This is a genomic window from Parageobacillus caldoxylosilyticus (assembly GCF_019272935.1).
GTDB lineage: Bacteria > Bacillota > Bacilli > Bacillales > Anoxybacillaceae > Saccharococcus > Saccharococcus caldoxylosilyticus.
This window is the reverse complement of record NZ_CP040553.1, coordinates 1,662,190-1,680,031: the sequence shown is the minus strand read 5'-3', so window position 1 is coordinate 1,680,031 and position 17,842 is coordinate 1,662,190. Positions and strand designations below refer to the sequence as shown.

At 42.8% G+C, this 17,842-nt stretch carries 20 protein-coding genes and 1 rRNA gene; 20 read left to right on the top strand and 1 reads right to left on the bottom strand.

The features are described from left to right. Positions 1 to 151 precede the first annotated feature (151 nt). The 9 genes from rrf (at position 152) to rsmI (ending at position 6,922) form a co-directional block, all read left to right on the top strand. Positions 152 to 268 (top strand): 5S ribosomal RNA (rrf, locus tag BV455_RS08635). A gap of 192 nt (positions 269 to 460) precedes the next feature. Beyond that, the gene (locus BV455_RS08630) at positions 461 to 667 is read left to right on the top strand and encodes a sigma factor G inhibitor Gin (RefSeq protein ID WP_042410430.1); all 207 of its coding nucleotides are present in this window, start codon (positions 461 to 463) and stop codon (positions 665 to 667) included. Positions 668 to 846: 179 nt separating this feature from the next. Then, a complete protein-coding gene (locus BV455_RS08625; protein WP_042410427.1) occupies positions 847 to 2,286 on the top strand; it encodes an aminotransferase class I/II-fold pyridoxal phosphate-dependent enzyme in 1,440 nt (479 codons plus the stop codon). A gap of 14 nt (positions 2,287 to 2,300) precedes the next feature. Continuing rightward, positions 2,301 to 2,933 carry a dTMP kinase gene (tmk, locus tag BV455_RS08620; protein ID WP_017434455.1) on the top strand — a complete coding sequence of 211 codons (633 nt, stop codon included), beginning with the start codon at positions 2,301 to 2,303 and terminating at the stop codon, positions 2,931 to 2,933. Positions 2,934 to 3,017: 84 nt separating this feature from the next. Continuing rightward, a complete protein-coding gene (holB, locus tag BV455_RS08615; RefSeq protein ID WP_026078396.1) occupies positions 3,018 to 4,025 on the top strand; it encodes a DNA polymerase III subunit delta' in 1,008 nt (335 codons plus the stop codon). Next, positions 4,018 to 4,845, top strand: a complete 828-nt coding sequence (locus BV455_RS08610) for a PSP1 domain-containing protein (protein WP_017434457.1) — start codon at positions 4,018 to 4,020, stop codon at positions 4,843 to 4,845. Before holB ends, BV455_RS08610 begins: the two co-directional genes overlap by 8 nt. 14 nt (positions 4,846 to 4,859) lie before the next feature. Then, complete coding sequence (gene yabA, locus BV455_RS08605) at positions 4,860 to 5,219, top strand: DNA replication initiation control protein YabA (protein ID WP_017434458.1); 360 nt, start codon at positions 4,860 to 4,862, stop codon at positions 5,217 to 5,219. A gap of 63 nt (positions 5,220 to 5,282) precedes the next feature. Further along, a complete protein-coding gene (locus BV455_RS08600) occupies positions 5,283 to 6,032 on the top strand; it encodes a tRNA1(Val) (adenine(37)-N6)-methyltransferase (protein WP_017434459.1) in 750 nt (249 codons plus the stop codon). A 14-nt stretch (positions 6,033 to 6,046) separates the two neighbouring features. Next, positions 6,047 to 6,922 (top strand): 16S rRNA (cytidine(1402)-2'-O)-methyltransferase, encoded by an 876-nt coding sequence (gene rsmI / locus BV455_RS08595; protein WP_042410424.1) that lies wholly within the window; start codon positions 6,047 to 6,049, stop codon positions 6,920 to 6,922. Between the two features lie 35 nt (positions 6,923 to 6,957). Here the strand turns inward: rsmI and BV455_RS08590 are convergent, their stop codons facing one another. Continuing rightward, positions 6,958 to 7,257: an AbrB/MazE/SpoVT family DNA-binding domain-containing protein gene (locus tag BV455_RS08590; protein ID WP_017434461.1), complete on the bottom strand. Its 300-nt coding sequence runs from the start codon at positions 7,255 to 7,257 to the stop codon at positions 6,958 to 6,960. A 451-nt stretch (positions 7,258 to 7,708) separates the two neighbouring features. On the opposite strand from BV455_RS08590, the gene metG reads away from it, so the two are divergent. From metG to BV455_RS08535, 11 genes are all read left to right on the top strand, one after another. Then, a complete protein-coding gene (gene metG / locus BV455_RS08585; RefSeq protein ID WP_042410423.1) occupies positions 7,709 to 9,655 on the top strand; it encodes a methionine--tRNA ligase in 1,947 nt (648 codons plus the stop codon). Between the two features lie 143 nt (positions 9,656 to 9,798). After that, positions 9,799 to 10,569 (top strand): TatD family hydrolase, encoded by a 771-nt coding sequence (locus BV455_RS08580; RefSeq protein ID WP_042410421.1) that lies wholly within the window; start codon positions 9,799 to 9,801, stop codon positions 10,567 to 10,569. A gap of 202 nt (positions 10,570 to 10,771) precedes the next feature. Further along, positions 10,772 to 12,004, top strand: a complete 1,233-nt coding sequence (locus tag BV455_RS08575) for a G5 and 3D domain-containing protein (protein ID WP_042410419.1) — start codon at positions 10,772 to 10,774, stop codon at positions 12,002 to 12,004. A gap of 245 nt (positions 12,005 to 12,249) precedes the next feature. Beyond that, positions 12,250 to 12,813: a ribonuclease M5 gene (rnmV, locus tag BV455_RS08570; RefSeq protein WP_026078397.1), complete on the top strand. Its 564-nt coding sequence runs from the start codon at positions 12,250 to 12,252 to the stop codon at positions 12,811 to 12,813. Then, a complete protein-coding gene (rsmA, locus tag BV455_RS08565) occupies positions 12,806 to 13,687 on the top strand; it encodes a 16S rRNA (adenine(1518)-N(6)/adenine(1519)-N(6))-dimethyltransferase RsmA (protein ID WP_042410433.1) in 882 nt (293 codons plus the stop codon). Before rnmV ends, rsmA begins: the two co-directional genes overlap by 8 nt. A gap of 114 nt (positions 13,688 to 13,801) precedes the next feature. Further along, positions 13,802 to 14,686: a sporulation peptidase YabG gene (gene yabG / locus BV455_RS08560; RefSeq protein ID WP_017434467.1), complete on the top strand. Its 885-nt coding sequence runs from the start codon at positions 13,802 to 13,804 to the stop codon at positions 14,684 to 14,686. 195 nt (positions 14,687 to 14,881) lie between these two features. Continuing rightward, a complete protein-coding gene (gene veg / locus BV455_RS08555) occupies positions 14,882 to 15,139 on the top strand; it encodes a biofilm formation stimulator Veg (protein WP_017434468.1) in 258 nt (85 codons plus the stop codon). A 107-nt stretch (positions 15,140 to 15,246) separates the two neighbouring features. Continuing rightward, complete coding sequence (locus BV455_RS08550) at positions 15,247 to 15,426, top strand: small, acid-soluble spore protein, alpha/beta type (RefSeq protein ID WP_169735611.1); 180 nt, start codon at positions 15,247 to 15,249, stop codon at positions 15,424 to 15,426. A 206-nt stretch (positions 15,427 to 15,632) separates the two neighbouring features. After that, positions 15,633 to 16,502, top strand: a complete 870-nt coding sequence (gene ispE, locus BV455_RS08545) for a 4-(cytidine 5'-diphospho)-2-C-methyl-D-erythritol kinase (RefSeq protein WP_042410415.1) — start codon at positions 15,633 to 15,635, stop codon at positions 16,500 to 16,502. Positions 16,503 to 16,557: 55 nt separating this feature from the next. After that, on the top strand, positions 16,558 to 17,382 hold the full coding sequence (gene purR, locus BV455_RS08540) for a pur operon repressor (protein WP_042410413.1): 825 nt from the start codon (positions 16,558 to 16,560) through the stop codon (positions 17,380 to 17,382). Positions 17,383 to 17,408: 26 nt separating this feature from the next. Beyond that, positions 17,409 to 17,783, top strand: coding sequence for a RidA family protein (locus tag BV455_RS08535; RefSeq protein WP_017434473.1), 375 nt, complete (start codon positions 17,409 to 17,411; stop codon positions 17,781 to 17,783). The last annotated feature ends 59 nt before the right edge of the window (positions 17,784 to 17,842 follow it).

The following is a 17,842-nucleotide window of genomic DNA, read 5'->3' as shown; positions in this document are numbered from 1 at the left end:
GAGCGGCGGCGAGCCGGAGCTAGACAGTACGAAAAGCGCAGGACGCCCGGCTTCTTCCAAGCAGACGGTTATCTAGTTTTGAAGGAATGAACTCCTTCTTGACAAAATCCATCAGATGAATATAATGATATATGTTCAATAGAACAGCTTGCCTAGTGACTATAGCGGAGAGGAAACACCCGTTCCCATCCCGAACACGGAAGTTAAGCTCTCCAGCGCCGATGGTAGTTGGGGCCAGCGCCCCTGCAAGAGTAGGTCGTTGCTAGGCAATTGTTGCTGGAACAGCTGATTAGGCGTAACGCTTAATCAGCTGTTTTTATTTTTCATCCCTATTAAACTCAAACGGCCGGAAAGACATATGGGGTTTCCCATCATGTTATAACTTTCCAAATGCATATAATGATCTATTAGTATAGAAACTTATTAATGTGGGGAAAATAATGGGTGGGAGGTGGAGAAGGTGGGGACATCCATTACTAGCAAAGATGATATGGAAAAGGTATGTATCGTTTGTGAGCAGTCAAAACAAGAAGGTATTCACATTCTTGGCCGATTTCTTTGTCTAGACTGTGAAAAAGCAATGGTTCAAACTGATACAGCCGATCCGAAATATAGATTTTACGTAAAACAATTAAAGAAAATTATATCTTCTGAAATATATTCATGAGGTCCTATTGATATGGGGCCTGTTTTTATTATGCCGTCGTGTCCGTTTGCTATGAATCAATCGGAAAATCATTTCGTTTTGCCTGCTTCTATTCAAGGCGGTTCGTTAATGTTAATATATATTTTGTTATTGATGCACAGCAATTAAAAAATGACCTTGGAAAGAAAAGAGGGTTGTTCATGGATCAAGGGAAAACCCCTTTATATACCGCTCTAAAACGTCATGATGCCATCCATCCGTTTTCCTTTCATGTGCCAGGTCATAAATACGGTTTTGTATTTCCGGCAAACGCAAGAAATGATTACGAACCATTATTAAAACTGGATGCTACGGAGTTAACCGGATTAGATGATTTACACCATCCGGAATCGGTTATTGCCGAGGCACAGTTGCTAGCGGCAAAACTGTATAATGTAGAAGAGACATTTTTTCTTGTGAACGGTTCTACAACTGGAAACTTGGCGATGATTTTTGCTGTTTGTGGGGAAAAAAAGAAAGTCATTGTACAGCGCAATTGCCATAAGTCGGTGATGCATGCGCTTCAGTTAGCAGGGGCCACTCCTATTTTTCTTTCTCCTGAATTTGATGAAGACGTTCGTGTTGCTTCTTATGTGGCCTATGACACGATAAAAAAGGCGCTCGAACTTCATCCAGATGCCGCGGCGCTAGTATTAACCAATCCCAATTATTACGGCATGGCCGTTGATCTTACAGAAGTAGTTCATCTCGCGCATCGCTACGGCATTCCCGTACTTGTCGATGAAGCGCACGGCGCCCATTTTATTCTCGGCCAGCCTTTTCCGAAAACAGCGGTCGCGTGCGGAGCGGATGTAGTTGTTCAGTCAGCTCATAAAACGCTGCCGGCTATGACAATGGGTTCGTATTTACATTTCAATAGTTCATTGGTCGATAAAGAAAAACTGAAATATTTTTTGCAAGTATTTCAATCGAGCAGCCCATCTTATCCGATTATGGCATCGCTGGATTTAGCGAGAAGCTATGTCGCTTGTTTGACAAAAAACGATGTCAAAAAGGTGGCTGAACAAATCAGAGAGTTTAAAGATGCTTTAGCAACGATTGAAGGAATTGCCATCGTGCATTCGCACCAGCCGCTTGTACAGACCGATTTGTTGAAAATTACGCTGCAAACACGGAGCGAATTATCAGGCTATGAGTTGCAGCAGTTGCTAGAGCGCGAAGGAATTTTTGCCGAGCTAGCCGATCCGTTTAACGTTTTGCTTATCTATCCGCTTGCTGTGATTGAACAGATGGAGCAAGTGGTGGAAAAAATACAACAGGCGTTTCGCGGCTTGCGTTATAGTGAGCAGTTGCTATATTCGTTTCATTCTTTCTCGTTTTTGCCATCTACGGATGCGATCTCGTATAAGGAATTGCAAACGTTGCCGAAAAAAGTAGTAGATTTAAAGAGAGCGGAAGGATATATTGCCGCGGAAACGATTATACCTTATCCGCCCGGGGTGCCTCTGTTATGGATAGGGGAACGAATTTGCAAGGAACATATCGAACAAATCGAACAGCTAAAACGTTGCCATGCACGCTTTCAAGGCGGAAGATATTTATCTACTCAGCAAATAGAAGTGTATGATCTTATAAAATAAGGGAGATGTAGCGTATGAAAGGATGCTTTTTTTCGTTCGAAGGACCTGATGGCGCAGGAAAAACGACGATGATTGCGAAGCTAGAAACATTTTTACGGGAAAAAGGATTTGCCGTACTGTCGACAAGAGAACCGGGGGGCGTGCGCATTGCGGAGGCCATCCGCTCGATTATTCTAAATCCAGATCATACAGAAATGGATGGACGTACTGAAGCACTGCTTTATGCTGCGGCGAGAAGGCAGCATCTTTTAGAAAAAATTATTCCAGCCGTCGAGGCTGGTAACATTGTGTTGTGCGACCGGTTTGTTGACAGTTCTTTAGTGTATCAAGGGTTTGCTAGAGGATTGGGTGTGGACGAAGTATTGCAAATCAATCAATTCGCGATTGATGGATATTTTCCATCACTAACCATTTATTTTGATATTGATCCGAAAATGGGGCTGGAGAGAATTCAAAAAAATAAGCAGCGAGAAATAAACCGGCTCGATATGGAAAGCTTGTCCTTTCATTATAAGGTACGGGAAGGATATTTAAAGCTGGCCGAACGGTTTTCTGAGCGGATTGTTACTATTGATGCTTCCAAGCCGGTTGATGAAGTATTTGCCATGACCGTAACGGCGGTAATGAAGCAAATAGAAGGAAGATAGCAGCGGTATTTCCATGAAACAAAACATGATAGGAAGAACAGGACATGGTAGAATAATGATAAAGGAAATAAGCGAGTGATGACGATGACGATGCAGTGGGAACAGCTTGAGCAATACCAGCCTGTCGTAGTAAAGATGCTCACCAAAAGTCTTGAAAAAGGAAGAGTTTCCCATGCTTACTTATTTGAAGGGCAGCGCGGAACCGGGAAAAAAGCGGCAAGCCTTTTGCTGGCGAAAAGTTTGTTTTGCTTGCATCCGTTGGGAATAAAACCTTGTAATGAATGCCGAAACTGCCGCCGCATCGATTCGGGAAACCATCCGGATGTTCATGTTATTGCGCCGGATGGACAATCGATTAAAAAAGAACAAATTGAACTGCTGCAGCAGGAATTTACGAAAACGGCAATGGAGGCCGATAAAAAACTATATATTATTGAACACGCTGATCAAATGACCACGAGTGCAGCGAACAGCTTGCTGAAATTTTTAGAAGAACCCCGTCCGGGAACGGTGGCGATTTTGCTGACAGAGCAATACCATCGCATATTGGAAACAATTGTTTCCCGCTGTCAAGTTTTTTCGTTTCAACCACTGCCGCCTGCTTTGCTTGCCAATGATTTAATAGAGCAGCAAATTCCGCCTCATATGGCTTTTCTTGCTGCCCATGTGACAAACAATTATGAAGAAGCGCTTGAATTAAGCCGAGATAGTTGGTTTGCGCAAGCGCGAAAAATAGTGTTACAATTATATGAAATGTTAAAGAAAAACGATTTGCAGGCTCTTTTTTTCCTTCATGATCAATGGGTTCCGCACTTTCAGGAAAAGCAGCAAATTGATTTAGGGCTGGATTTGCTTTTATATATATATAAAGATATGTTGCATATACAATTAGGGCAACCGGATTATGTTGTGTATCGGGATAAGATCGACGATTTGCAGCAATGGGCGCTCGCTTGCTCCCAGCGGCAGATCGTCCAAAGCATGGAAATCATTTTACAGGCGAAAGCACGTTTAAATACAACGAATATGAGCGTACCGCTTTTAATGGAGCAACTCATTCTTGATTTAAAGGAGGGAAAAGCGTTTGTATAATGTCGTCGGTGTTCGTTTTAAAAAAGCAGGAAAGATTTATTATTTTGACCCTGGGGAGTTAATTATTCCTGCCGGGGAGTTTGTTATTGTAGAAACCGTGCGCGGGATTGAATATGGAAAAGTAGTGATCAGCAATAAGCAAGTCGATGAAAACGATATTGTGCTGCCGCTGAAAAAAGTGATCCGCATCGCCGATGCGAAAGATAAATGGATTGTCGAAGAAAATAAAAAAGCGGCGCGCGAAGCGTATGATATTTGTCTGAAAAAAGTGGAAGAGCACGGATTGGAAATGAAGCTAGTTGATGTGGAATATACATTTGACCGCAATAAAGTGATTTTCTATTTTACCGCAGACGGGCGTGTGGATTTCCGCGAGCTTGTAAAGGATTTAGCAGCTATTTTCCGCACGCGCATTGAGCTACGGCAAATTGGCGTGCGCGATGAAGCAAAAATGCTGGGCGGAATCGGTCCGTGCGGAAGAATGCTGTGCTGTTCCACGTTTTTAGGCGATTTTGATCCCGTCTCCATTAAAATGGCAAAGGATCAAAATTTATCGCTCAATCCGACCAAAATTTCTGGTCTTTGCGGTCGCTTGATGTGCTGTTTGAAATACGAAAATGAGGAGTATGAAACAGCAAAAGAACAGCTCCCTGATTTAGGCGAATTTGTGGAAACTCCGCACGGTCTTGGCAAAGTGATTGGATTAAATATTTTGGAACGGGTATTACAAGTAGAGCTGTCCGAACATGGACGAGTCGTGGAATATACGCTTGATGAATTGATGAAAGACGGAACTCTGCCAATTCGAGCCGCAGATTAATTGGGGTGGGCAATGTGGATAAGAAAGAGATTTTTCAATCTGTAACAAGCATGGAAGAACAACTTAGCCATTTATACCGCCAGCTTGTGCAATTAAAGGAGTATGTATCGCAACTGCTTGAGGAAAATCACCATTTACAAATTGAAAATGCGCATTTGCGCCGGCGGCTTGAGCAAATGGCTAATGAATGGACGGAGGAAAAGCGCAAAGATCATAGGCATGGCCATGAGCGCAAACTGATTGATATCGGCGAAGGGTATGATAATTTAGCGCGTCTTTACCAGGAAGGGTTTCATATTTGTCATGTCCATTATGGAAGCGTCCGAAAGGAAGGAGATTGTCTGTTTTGCTTATCCTTTTTAAACAAAAAATAAGTATAGGTTGTAGCCTTTCCATTTTCGGAGAGGTTATTTTTTTGAACGTAGGGAGGATGGATGATGGTCGAATTATATGAAGATGAGAGGCTGGATTATCTTTTAAACGAAGAGATCCGCATTATTCAAAGCCCGTCGGTGTTTTCCTTTTCGCTCGATGCGGTGCTGCTGGCCAAGTTCGCCTATATGCCGATTCAAAAGGGAAACATTGTCGATTTATGTACGGGAAACGGTGTTATTCCGCTATTGTTAAGCAGGAGAACAAAAGGAAAAATTATCGGCATTGAAATTCAGGAACGGCTTTGCGATATGGCAAAGAGGAGTGTGCAATATAATGGCTTGGAAAAACAGATAGAAATTATTCACGGCGATATTAAAGAAGCGCCTAAACAGTTAGGATATAGCAAATATGACGTGGTGACGTGCAATCCTCCTTACTTTCCGACAGTCAGCAAGGAGGAAATGAACAAAAATATTCATTTGGCCGTCGCCCGTCACGAAATTTATTGTACGCTTGAAGATGTGATTCGCGTAAGCAGCCAGCTGTTAAAGCAAGGCGGAAAAGCAGCGTTTGTGCACCGCCCAGGGCGTCTCCTTGATTTGATCACCTTGATGCGTGAGCACCGGTTAGAGCCGAAACGGCTGCGCTTTGTCTATCCGAAAATGGGAAAAGAGGCCAATACGATTTTGGTAGAAGGAATCAAAGATGGAAATCCGGATTTGAAAGTGTTGCCGCCACTGGTGGTGTATAATGACAATAATGAATATACCGATGAAGTGAAGCAAATATTATACGGTATTATCCCATCATAAAGGAGCAGAAGAACATGCTTTGGCAGCAAAAAAGCTTTACAGAGCATAAAGATAAGGGAACATTGTACATTGTCCCAACGCCAATCGGCAATCTCGAAGATATGACGTTTCGGGCGGTGCAGGTTTTGAAAGAAGCGGATATGATCGCGGCGGAAGATACGCGGCAAACGAAAAAGCTGCTCAATTATTTTGACATTCACACGCCAGTGATGAGTTACCATGAACATAATAAATACACGAGCGGACCGCAAATTATCGAGCGGCTGAAAGAAGGAAAATCGGTAGCGCTTGTCAGCGATGCGGGAATGCCGGGAATTTCCGACCCGGGACATGAACTGATTGTGTCTGCGCTCAAAGAGCGATGCACCGTCGTTCCGCTTCCCGGCGCCAACGCAGCCTTAACCGCGCTGGTTGCGTCGGGGCTGCCGACCGATCACTTTTATTTTTTCGGCTTTCTCGAGCGAACGAAGAAAGAAAAAAAACGGCAGTTGGAATCATTAAAAACGGTTCGCGAAACGATGGTTTTTTATGAAGCCCCCCATCGCCTAAAAGAAACACTGGCTATGATGTATGAAGTGTTTGGCGAGCGCCGCGCCGTCATCTGTCGTGAGCTGACGAAACGGTTTGAAGAGTTCATTCGCGGCAATTTGAGCGAGGCGGTGGAATGGGCGGAAACGAATGAAATCCGCGGGGAATTTTGTTTGATTATTGAAGGGGCACAGGAAGTGAATGAAGAGAAAGAAACATGGTGGCATTCGCTGACATTAGTAGAGCATGTAGAATATTATATAAAGGAAAAACGACTTTCGACAAAAGAGGCGATTAAACAGACAGCAAAAGATCGAAATATGTCGAAACGCGATGTCTATCAGAAGTATCATAACGAGTAAAAAAAAGGAGTTTCTCAGAAGCTAGAGAAACTCTTTTATTTATCGTTATTGGTAGCCGATTGTTGCAGATGTTCTTGGATTTCTTTTAAAAGAATTTCCGCGCCTTCACGGCTTAAAATAATTTTACCGCCGGCTAATTTGAAATTGTCATCAGAAACTTCGCCAGTGACGACACATGTCATGTTTGGCTTATATTTTTTCAAAATGATGCGGTCGTCGTCTACATAGATTTCCAATGCGTCTTTTTCAGCAATATCTAACGTACGACGTAATTCAATCGGAATTACGACACGGCCTAACTCATCAACTTTACGGACAATGCCTGTTGATTTCATGGAACGCTTCCCCTCTCCATAAAAATAGTTTTTTATTTCACTAGGATTTATTCGTCAATATTCGACAAATTTCCTACATCCTAATCATATCAGCGTTTCCATTATACGTCAATCCTTTTATATGTAAAATTTAAAAAAAATGTATATTATTATTTTGAAAAAGATAGACGTACACCATTGGCATTCCATTTTTGTCTTATGAAAAAACGCCAAGTTGCATGGTCCGTCTGCTAGGCAGTATAATCGCTATTTTATTTATACTTATCCTCCTATAATTAATTCGCCCGTTTTGATCGAAATATGACGTAATTTTATATGCCTGATGTATATTTTTTTTCCACAGGAGAAATAGATGTTTTTGTAGAATGAAAAAATTATGTAAAATAGAAGTAACATCGCTCTCGTCCGTCGGGCGGGGGCTTTTGTTCTAACAGAATAGGGAGGTATGAAGATGGAGAAAAAGACGTTTTATCTTACGACCCCGATTTATTATCCGAGCGGAAACTTGCATATTGGCCACGCCTATACGACCGTAGCGGGGGACGCGATGGCGCGCTATAAACGCCTGCGCGGTTATGATGTCATGTATTTAACCGGAACGGACGAGCATGGGCAAAAAATTCAGCGCAAAGCGGAAGAAAAAGGAGTAACACCGCAACAATATGTCGACGAAATTGTCGAAGGCATTCAAGAATTGTGGAAAAAGCTCGATATTTCTTATGATGACTTCATCCGTACGACACAAGAACGCCATAAAAAAGTAGTAGAAAAAATTTTTGCGCGTCTTGTCGAACAAGGTGATATTTATTTAGGTGAATACGAAGGATGGTATTGCACACCATGCGAATCATTTTATACTGAACGGCAGCTCGTTGATGGAAACTGCCCGGACTGCGGTCGTCCGGTAGAGAAAGTAAAAGAAGAATCGTATTTCTTTAGAATGAGCAAATATGTCGATCGCCTTTTGCAATACTATGAAGAAAATCCGGAGTTCATCCAGCCGGAGTCGCGCAAAAATGAAATGATTAACAACTTTATTAAACCAGGGCTTGAGGATTTGGCGGTTTCTCGTACAACGTTTGACTGGGGCATTAAAGTTCCGGGCGATCCGAAGCACGTTATTTATGTATGGATTGACGCGCTTACGAACTATATTACGGCGTTAGGTTACGGCACTGATAACGATGAGAAGTTTCGCAAATACTGGCCGGCGGATGTCCATTTAGTCGGAAAAGAAATCGTCCGCTTCCATACGATTTATTGGCCAATTATGTTAATGGCGCTCGATTTGCCGCTGCCGAAAAAAGTGTTCGCGCACGGTTGGCTGTTAATGAAAGACGGCAAAATGTCGAAATCGAAAGGAAACGTCGTGGACCCTGTTACATTAATTGACCGCTATGGGTTAGACGCGCTTCGTTACTATTTGCTTCGTGAAGTTCCGTTTGGTTCTGACGGCGTGTTTACTCCAGAAGGGTTTGTCGAACGCATTAATTATGACTTAGCAAACGACTTAGGCAACTTGTTACATCGCACGGTAGCGATGGTGGAAAAATATTTTGATGGCATTATTCCACCATATCGCGGCGCGAAAACAGCATTTGACAACGATCTTGTTGAAACGGCAAAAGAAGTAGTGAAGCAATATGAAGAAGCGATGGAAAAAATGGAATTTTCGGTGGCGCTTGCATCTGTATGGCAACTGATTAACCGGACTAACAAATATATTGATGAAACGCAGCCTTGGGTGCTCGCAAAAGATGAAAGCAAAAAAGAACAGCTGGCGTCGGTAATGGCCCATTTAGCGGAATCGCTTCGCCATGTGGCTATTTTGTTGCAGCCGTTTTTAACGCGTACGCCGGAAAAAATTTTCAAGCAGCTTGGCATTGTTGATGAACCATTAAAACAATGGGACAGCTTATACGAGTTCGGCCTCATCAAAGAAGGCACGAAAGTAACAAAAGGTGAACCGCTATTTCCACGGTTAGACATTGAAAAAGAAGTGGAATATATTAAAGCGCATATGCAAGGCGGCGCGCCGGCAAAGCAGAAGGAGGAACAGCAAGCACCAAAAGCGGAAGAGATCACGATCGACGATTTTGCAAAAGTCGATTTGCGCGTTGCCGAAGTGGTGCACGCGGAGCCGGTGAAAAACGCCGATAAGCTGCTAAAGCTGCAGCTTGACCTTGGCGATGAAAAACGTCAGGTCGTCTCGGGAATTGCGCAATTTTACAAACCAGAAGAACTGGTTGGCAAAAAAGTCATCTGTGTAACGAATTTAAAACCAGTAAAATTGCGCGGCGAATTGTCTCAAGGTATGATTCTTGCCGGGGAAGAAAACGGAGTGCTGTCTGTTGCTACCGTTGATAAAAATGTTCCGAATGGGACAAAAATAAAATAATGGTAAACATAAGAGGTGTGGTGTTCATCGGTACACGACACCTCTTTGTTGTCATTTTGTAATAAAAATGTTAACAGCCTGTGATATATGTAATGGATTTCTATGTTACACTTAACAACAAGGTAGAAAAGGGGTTTACTGTTATGCTCTTTGACACCCATGCGCATTTAAATGCGATTCAATATAACGAGGATTTGCAAGAAGTAATTGACCGTGCTCTTAACGAAGGAGTTTCTCATATTGTCGTCGTCGGTTTTGACCGCCCTACGATTGCACGGGCGATCGAGCTAGCGGAGCAATATGATTTTATTTATGCTGCGGTTGGCTGGCACCCTGTAGATGCGGTCGATATGACGGATGATGATTTACAGATGATCGAAGAATTAGCAGCTCATCCAAAAGTAGTGGCCTTAGGAGAAATGGGTTTGGACTACTATTGGGATAAATCACCAAAGGAAATACAACATGACGTATTTCGGCGACAGATCGCTTTGGCGAAAAAAGTAAAATTGCCGATTATTATTCATAACCGCGAGGCAACAGCGGATATTTTACAAATTTTAAAAGAGGAAAACGCTGCTGAAGTGGGCGGAATTATGCATTGTTTTAGCGGAAGTGTAGAAGTGGCGAAACAATGCATTGATATGAACTTCTTTATTTCGCTTGGCGGACCGGTAACGTTTAAAAATGCGAAAAAGCCGAAGGAAGTAGCGGCGCAAATTCCGCTTGAGCATTTATTGATTGAAACAGACTGTCCGTATTTAACGCCTCACCCTTTCCGTGGAAAGCGAAATGAACCGAGCTACGTCAAATACGTAGCGGAAGCGATCGCCGAGATTAAAGGTATTTCCTTTGAGGAAGTAGCAAAAGCGACGACGGAGAATGCGAAAAAATTATTCGGCATTTATCGCTAAAAACATTTGTCAAATGATAAGGAGACTTGTCTAAACATGATCGAATAAAAAAAAGTTCTACAAATTTAGGACGTTACATATGATAAACATGTCGACAAGTCTTCCTTCCCTTTTAACCGAATTTTCTGCATAATAGAGTGTGTTTATGCGTACATGTTAGAGGGAGAGGGGAAATTAGCGAAAGAAGGAGGCGTTTTACATCATGTTGCCCAATATGAAGAGAATTTCCGATTCATTGAGGAAAAACTTCACTGTTACTGCTAGTAGTTTTATAGCTTTTTCAGCGACAACAGGATTTGCTGGGTACGAAATAGCCAAAGATGATGTGACACTAACGGCAAACGGAAAAAAACAAGAGATCCGTACTCATGCAAAAACGGTAAAAGAAGTATTAGAGGAGCAAAATATTAAGCCAAGGAAAGAAGATTACGTCTATCCATCGTTAGATACGCCAATTACAGACGATTTAAACATCGTTTGGGAAGCGAGCAAGAAAGTCACTTTGACAATAGATGGGAAAGAACAAGAAATATGGACGACTGCAAAGGACGTTGCCGAGCTATTAAACTCGCAACATATTAAAATCGGAAAGTACGACAAAATTGCCCCAGCGCTAAATACAAAAATTAAAAAGGGAATGGAAGTGAACGTGGAGAAGGCATTCCCAGTCCGACTAAATGTCGGTGGTAAACAGCAACAAGTGTGGGCAACTTCGACTACTGTCGCTGACTTTTTGAAACAACAAGGGGTACAATTAGACAAACTGGATCGAGTAGAGCCGTCTCTGCACGAAAGTATAAAAGAAAATATGACCATTAACGTGATAAAAGTTAAAAAAGTCACCGATGTAGTGGAAGAACCAGTGGAATTTGCAGTCGTCACGAAACAAGACGCCACATTGCCAAAAGGAGAACGACGGGTTATCCAACCTGGAGAAAAAGGGCTTGTTGCCAAAACGTATGAAATAGTATTGGAAAACGGAAAAGAAGTATCGCGTAAATTAATTGCCACAAAGACGATTAAAAAAAGCGAAACCCGCATTGTGGCTATTGGTACAAAAGTAGTTGAAAGACGGCCTGCAGTGGCTGAAAGACGATCTGTCAATGTGCAAAACCGTCCGACATCACGCGGTCAACATAGTGCGGCGAAAGAGTTTTATGTGACCGCTACCGCCTATACCGCATATTGCGAAGGCTGTTCGGGAACAACGAGAATGGGAATTAATTTGCGTAGAAACCCTTCTGCAAAAGTTATTGCCGTTGATCCAAATATTATCCCGCTCGGATCAAAAGTATACGTAGAAGGGTATGGATATGCTATTGCTGCAGATACAGGTTCAGGTATTCACGGTTATGAAATTGATGTGTTTTTGCCTAAACAATCCGATGCAATTCATTGGGGTAGAAAACGCGTAAAAATAAGGGTTCTGCAATAAAGGGAAAGCAGGCGGAGGGTTTTTCACCCTCTGCTTTTTCGTTATAATGAAAGAAGATATTTCACCTATTTAGACGGAGAAAATCGAAAAAAAGTTTCACTGATTTTGCAAAAAATAAATATACCGTTTCATGAGCAGTAGAAAAACTATCCAAACATTATTTTACCGGAAAGGAGGCATTGCAGAAATAGGAAAAAAGACTTATTCCCATTGCGGAATGAGGAAATGATTTCTGCGCATTGGTGATGAGAATTAAGGAAATTATTGTTGTCGAGGGAAAAGACGATACAGCGGCGGTTCGGCGCGCTGTTGATGCGGATACGATTGAAACAAACGGTTCGGCGATCAGCGAAGAAATTATCGAACGCATTAAGTTGGCAAAAGAAAAACGGGGAGTCATTATTTTTACGGATCCGGATTTTCCAGGGGAAAAAATTCGTAAAACGATTACCCAGCATGTTCCTGGCTGCAAACATGCTTTTTTGCCAAGGAAAGCGGCCATCGCGAAAGACGGAAAAGGAATTGGCGTTGAACATGCGTCTGTGGAAGATATTCGCCAAGCGCTAGCAAACGTATATGAAGAAACAACCGAGTGGAAGGAAGAGATCACGTTTGACGAACTTGTCGCTGCCGGCTTAATCGGAGGAGAGTTGGCGAAAAAGCGGCGGCAGCGATTGGGGGAAAGGCTAAAAATCGGCTATGCGAACGGAAAACAGCTTTATAAGCGGCTGAAAGTGTTTCAAATCTCCAAGGAAACGTTTTATGCAGCTTTAGAGCAAGTGATGCAGGAGGAAACAAATGATGCATAAAGATATTGCCACACCAAGGCGTACAAAGGAAATTTTGGATCAATACGGGTTTTCCTTTAAAAAAAGTTTAGGACAAAACTTTTTAATTGATACCAATATTTTACGGAAAATTGTCGACGCTGCAGAAATTTCCTCTGAAACAGGAGCGATTGAAATCGGTCCAGGAATTGGGGCATTAACAGAACAATTGGCGCGTCGGGCAAAAAAAGTGGTCGCCTTTGAAATAGACCAGCGATTATTGCCGATTTTGGCCGATACGCTGTCTCCGTATGGAAATGTGCGAATTATTCATCAGGACGTGTTAAAAGCAGATATTCATCAAGTGATTGCGGACGAATTTACAGATGTAGCCGATATTATGGTGGTAGCTAATTTGCCGTACTATGTCACCACGCCGATTATTATGAAGCTGTTGACCGACCGCCTGCCGATTCGCGGCATGGTGGTGATGCTGCAAAAGGAAGTAGCCGACCGTCTAGCTGCCAAGCCAGGGACGAAAGATTATGGCTCATTGTCCATTGCAGTCCAGTATTATACAGAAGCAGCGGTCGTCATGACGGTGCCGCGGACCGTGTTTATTCCGCAGCCGAACGTCGATTCCGCCGTGATTCGATTAATAAAGAGAAAACAGCCGCCCGTAGCGGTAAACGATGAGGCATTTTTCTTTCAAGTGGTGCGGGCTAGCTTTGCACAGCGCCGAAAAACGATTTTAAACAATTTAGTCAACAATTTGCCAAACGGAAGGGCGATGAAAGAGCAAATCGAAATCTCCTTAGCTAACGCGAGCATTGATCCGCGCCGTCGCGGGGAAACGTTGACGATGGAGGAGTTCGCCGCACTAAGCAATGTATTACGCAACCTATTGAACCTTTAAATGCGTTTTTGAGCTGGCGTGCAGCAAGGAATGAAATAATGTCTATCACCTATTGTCCGAATATGCATATGGTATTTATTAGTAGGCATTCATTTCATAATGGAGTGATGGGTGATGGACATTAAGATCGGCGATATTGTGGCTAGAAAATCATATAAATGTGATTTATTGTTTCGCGTAATCGATATAAAAGAAAAAGGGGACGAAAGGGAAGCCATTTTATATGGCGAAGATGTGAGACTGATTGCTGATGCTCCATGCAGCGATTTAGTCATCATCGACGAACGGGAACAGCAGGAAAGGAAGAAAAAGGAAATCGAGCTGATTGAACAGTCATATAAACTGTTTCGCCAAGATTACCATGCAATGAAGCAAAAAATTGAATATCGGGCAACAGGAGGATATCAAACGGAAAAGGATTTTTTTCAAATCCCGGGGCGCGTCCTTCATTTGGACGGTGACCCTTTATATTTACGAAAATGTTTGGATTTATACGAACGGATTGGTGTGCCGGTATACGGAGTGTATTGTGAGGAAAGCGAAATGCCGGAAAAAGTTGGTGTACTGATTGAACAGTTTCGCCCGGATATTTTAGTCATTACCGGCCATGATTCCTATTCGAAATCAAAAGGAAAAGTAAATGATTTGAAGGCTTACCGCCATTCGAAACATTTTGTGCAGACGGTAAAGGAAGCGCGCAAAAAAGTTCCTCATCTTGACCAGCTTGTTATTTTCGCGGGGGCGTGCCAGTCCCACTTTGAATCACTGATCCGCGCCGGTGCCAACTTTGCCAGCTCCCCGGCACGAGTAAACATTCATGCGCTCGATCCCGTCTATATTGTTTCGCGGATTAGTTTCACTCCTTTTATGGAGACCGTCAATGTTTGGGATGTGCTCCGCAATACATTAACCGGAGAAAAAGGACTTGGAGGGGTGGAAACCAAGGGAGTGCTGCGTACGGGAATGCCCTTCCGTTTAATTCATGATACAGGTGATTAGAACCGCCATGATGAAAAGGCGGTTTTTTATTTTTAATCGATACATATTTTTACATAAAAGCGCCATAATATACATAAAAGAAGAATTTTGTAGAAAAATATGCATTGACAGTAATGAAAATGCATTGATATAATTTTTATTTTTGACTTTGAAAAGAATTTTTGTTACAATTAAAAACAGTGAGGTGGATAGTGAATGCCAAAAACTTTATCCGATATTAAAAAAACGTTGGATTCTAATATCGGCAGACGTTTGACATTGCGGGCAAACGGCGGGCGAAGAAAGACGATTGAACGCTGTGGAATATTAGCAGAAACGTATCCATCGGTATTTGTAATTGAACTCGACCAAAAAGAGAACGCGTTTGAACGAGTATCGTTTAGTTACGCGGACGTGTTGACGGAAACGGTAAAATTGACATTTTTAGATGATGATAAAGCTGGCGGGCAGTAGACAATTTTGTTTGCTGCTTTTTGTTTTGTCATAAATAGGTCAACATAAAGACGTTTATTTTTTTTCATACTAAAACTGTCGCGGTAGATAAGAGGGGGTTGTTGACATTGGGTCGTCGCCATGGAATTATGTCGCAGCGCTTTAAAGAAGAATTAGCAAAAGAATTAGGCTTTTATGATGTTGTGCAGCGAGAAGGTTGGGGAGCGATCCGCGCCAAAGACGCGGGAAATATGGTAAAATTGGCGATTGAAAAAGCAGAGCGACAGCTTGCCGGAAAGATGGAGTAACTCCATTGTTTGCAATGTTGGAAAATGAAAATGCCGCGACAGCCGAAGCGCGACCGCTTCGGCTTTTATTTGACGCCGTTTGTTATATTGTTTGACATGGGTGGATGAAATATACTTTTCTTTATTTAGCAACATTCATGATTTGTGTTATTATGATAAAATGGGTTTATGAAGAAAGTTGGAAGTCGTTAAAGTAGGTGGAACGTTTGAGGCTATTAGTGAAGGCACCAGCAAAAATTAACTTGTCGTTAGACGTGTTACATAAGCGGCCGGATGGGTATCACGAAGTGAAAATGGTCATGACAACGATTGATTTGGCAGATCGGATTGAATTAATTCCGCGTGCCGATGATGCAATACAGATTATTTCACAAAATCGGTTTGTTCCAGATGACCACCGCAATTTGGCATATCAAGCGGCAAAGTTATTAAAGGAGACCTTTTCCATTAAACAAGGTGTGGCGATCTCTATTACCAAACATATCCCGGTAGCGGCGGGTCTGGCGGGAGGAAGCAGCGATGCCGCCGCAACATTGCGGGGATTAAATAAGCTTTGGAATTTAGGTCTTACCCTTGATGAATTAGCAGAATTAGGAGCGCAAATCGGTTCTGACGTATCGTTTTGCGTTTACGGCGGAACGGCGATTGCCACCGGGCGCGGTGAAAAAATTACCCCCATCCCTTCACCGCCTCCATGCTGGGTTGTGTTGGCAAAACCGTCCATTGGCGTTTCTACCGCGGAAGTGTATCGGAATTTAAAGGTGAAGGAAGTAGTGCATCCGGATGTCGATGCCATGGTCGAGGCAATTGGACGCCAAGATTATTTTGCCATTTGCCAATTAGTCGGGAACGTATTAGAAGAAGTAACGTTGAAAATGCATCCGGAAGTAGCGCATATTAAAGAGCAAATGAGACGGTTTGGAGCAGATGCAGTATTAATGAGCGGCAGTGGGCCGACGGTATTCGGGCTCGTCCAGCATGATTCAAGAATGCAGCGCATTTACAATGGGCTTCGCGGTTTTTGTGAACAAGTATTTGCTGTTCGTTTATTAGGCGAACGTCATTCACTTGATTAAACACGTACATTTTTGGTATATTTACTTTATAACATTCGGTTTTGGGAGGTCCGCTATGAAGTTAAGGCGCAGCGGCCGTTTAGTGGATATGACCCATTATCTTCTTGAACGGCCACATCAACTTATTCCGCTTACGTTTTTTGCGGAGCGTTATGAATCGGCCAAGTCATCGATTAGCGAAGATTTAGCCATTATTAAACAAACGTTTGAACAGCAAGGGATCGGAACGATTAAAACGTTGCCGGGGGCTGCTGGCGGCGTACAATATATTCCAAAAATGTCGGAGCAGGAAGCAGAAGAAATTGTGACATATTTATGCGAGCAGCTATCGCGTCCGGATCGGTTGTTGCCCGGTGGATACCTATACATGACCGATATTCTCGGTGACCCTCGTATTATGAACAAAATCGGCAGGCTCTACGCGTCCATTTTTGCCGATCGGCCGGTCGATGTCGTCATGACCATTGCGACAAAAGGAATTCCGCTCGCTTATGCGGTCGCCCACTTTTTGTATGTTCCGGTCGTTATTGTCCGCCATGACAATAAAGTAACGGAAGGATCGATGGTCAGCATCAACTACGTTTCCGGTTCTTCAAAGCGCATTCAAACGATGGTGCTGGCGAAGCGGAGCTTGGCGGAAGGAGCCAATGTATTAATTATCGACGATTTTATGAAAGCGGGCGGCACGGTAAACGGCATGGTAAATTTGCTAAATGAGTTTAACGCCAAACTTTCCGGTATCGGTGTTCTCGTCGAATCGGAAGAAACGAAAGAACGGCTCGTAGACGAATATATTTCGCTTGTGAGACTGTCATCGGTGGATGTCAAAGAAAAACAAATTACCGTAAAAGCAGGAAATTACACGCAGTTTATGGAATAGATAAACGAGAAAGGAGAGCAAACAGAATGAGAAAAGTAGAAACGAATAAAGCGCCGCAGGCGATCGGTCCGTATTCGCAAGGAATTATCGTCAATAACATGTTTTACAGCTCGGGGCAAATTCCGCTCACTCCCGAAGGAGAGATGGTACAAGGCGACATAAAAGCACAAACGCATCAAGTATTTCAAAACTTAAAAGCCGTTTTGGAAGCGGCTGGTGCATCGCTTGATACAGTAGTCAAAACGACGGTGTTTTTGAAAAACATGGATGATTTTGCGGCAATGAATGAAGTATATAGTCAATATTTCACAAATCATAAACCGGCGCGCTCGTGCGTGGAAGTGGCGAGACTGCCGAAAGACGCGCTTGTCGAAATTGAAGTAGTCGCGTTGATTCAATAAGTTTCCATCGCCTGCCTTTTCCCTAAAAAGTCAAGAACTAGGTATTTTTATTTATAAAA

Excerpts from the sequence above, each read along its gene's own strand:
- metG (WP_042410423.1), top strand. The coding sequence starts at position 7,709 with ATGGAGAAAAAGACGTTTTATCTTACGACCCCGATTTATTATCCGAGC.
- rsmA (WP_042410433.1), top strand. The coding sequence starts at position 12,806 with ATGCATAAAGATATTGCCACACCAAGGCGTACAAAGGAAATTTTGGAT.
- BV455_RS08535 (WP_017434473.1), top strand. The coding sequence starts at position 17,409 with ATGAGAAAAGTAGAAACGAATAAAGCGCCGCAGGCGATCGGTCCGTAT.
- holB (WP_026078396.1), top strand. The coding sequence starts at position 3,018 with ATGACGATGCAGTGGGAACAGCTTGAGCAATACCAGCCTGTCGTAGTA.
- veg (WP_017434468.1), top strand. The coding sequence starts at position 14,882 with ATGCCAAAAACTTTATCCGATATTAAAAAAACGTTGGATTCTAATATC.
- rsmI (WP_042410424.1), top strand. The coding sequence starts at position 6,047 with ATGCTTTGGCAGCAAAAAAGCTTTACAGAGCATAAAGATAAGGGAACA.
- purR (WP_042410413.1), top strand. The coding sequence starts at position 16,558 with ATGAAGTTAAGGCGCAGCGGCCGTTTAGTGGATATGACCCATTATCTT.
- BV455_RS08625 (WP_042410427.1), top strand. The coding sequence starts at position 847 with ATGGATCAAGGGAAAACCCCTTTATATACCGCTCTAAAACGTCATGAT.
- BV455_RS08590 (WP_017434461.1), bottom strand. The coding sequence starts at position 7,257 with ATGAAATCAACAGGCATTGTCCGTAAAGTTGATGAGTTAGGCCGTGTC.
- yabG (WP_017434467.1), top strand. The coding sequence starts at position 13,802 with ATGGACATTAAGATCGGCGATATTGTGGCTAGAAAATCATATAAATGT.
- BV455_RS08580 (WP_042410421.1), top strand. The coding sequence starts at position 9,799 with ATGCTCTTTGACACCCATGCGCATTTAAATGCGATTCAATATAACGAG.
- rnmV (WP_026078397.1), top strand. The coding sequence starts at position 12,250 with ATGAGAATTAAGGAAATTATTGTTGTCGAGGGAAAAGACGATACAGCG.
- BV455_RS08600 (WP_017434459.1), top strand. The coding sequence starts at position 5,283 with ATGGTCGAATTATATGAAGATGAGAGGCTGGATTATCTTTTAAACGAA.
- BV455_RS08575 (WP_042410419.1), top strand. The coding sequence starts at position 10,772 with ATGTTGCCCAATATGAAGAGAATTTCCGATTCATTGAGGAAAAACTTC.
- tmk (WP_017434455.1), top strand. The coding sequence starts at position 2,301 with ATGAAAGGATGCTTTTTTTCGTTCGAAGGACCTGATGGCGCAGGAAAA.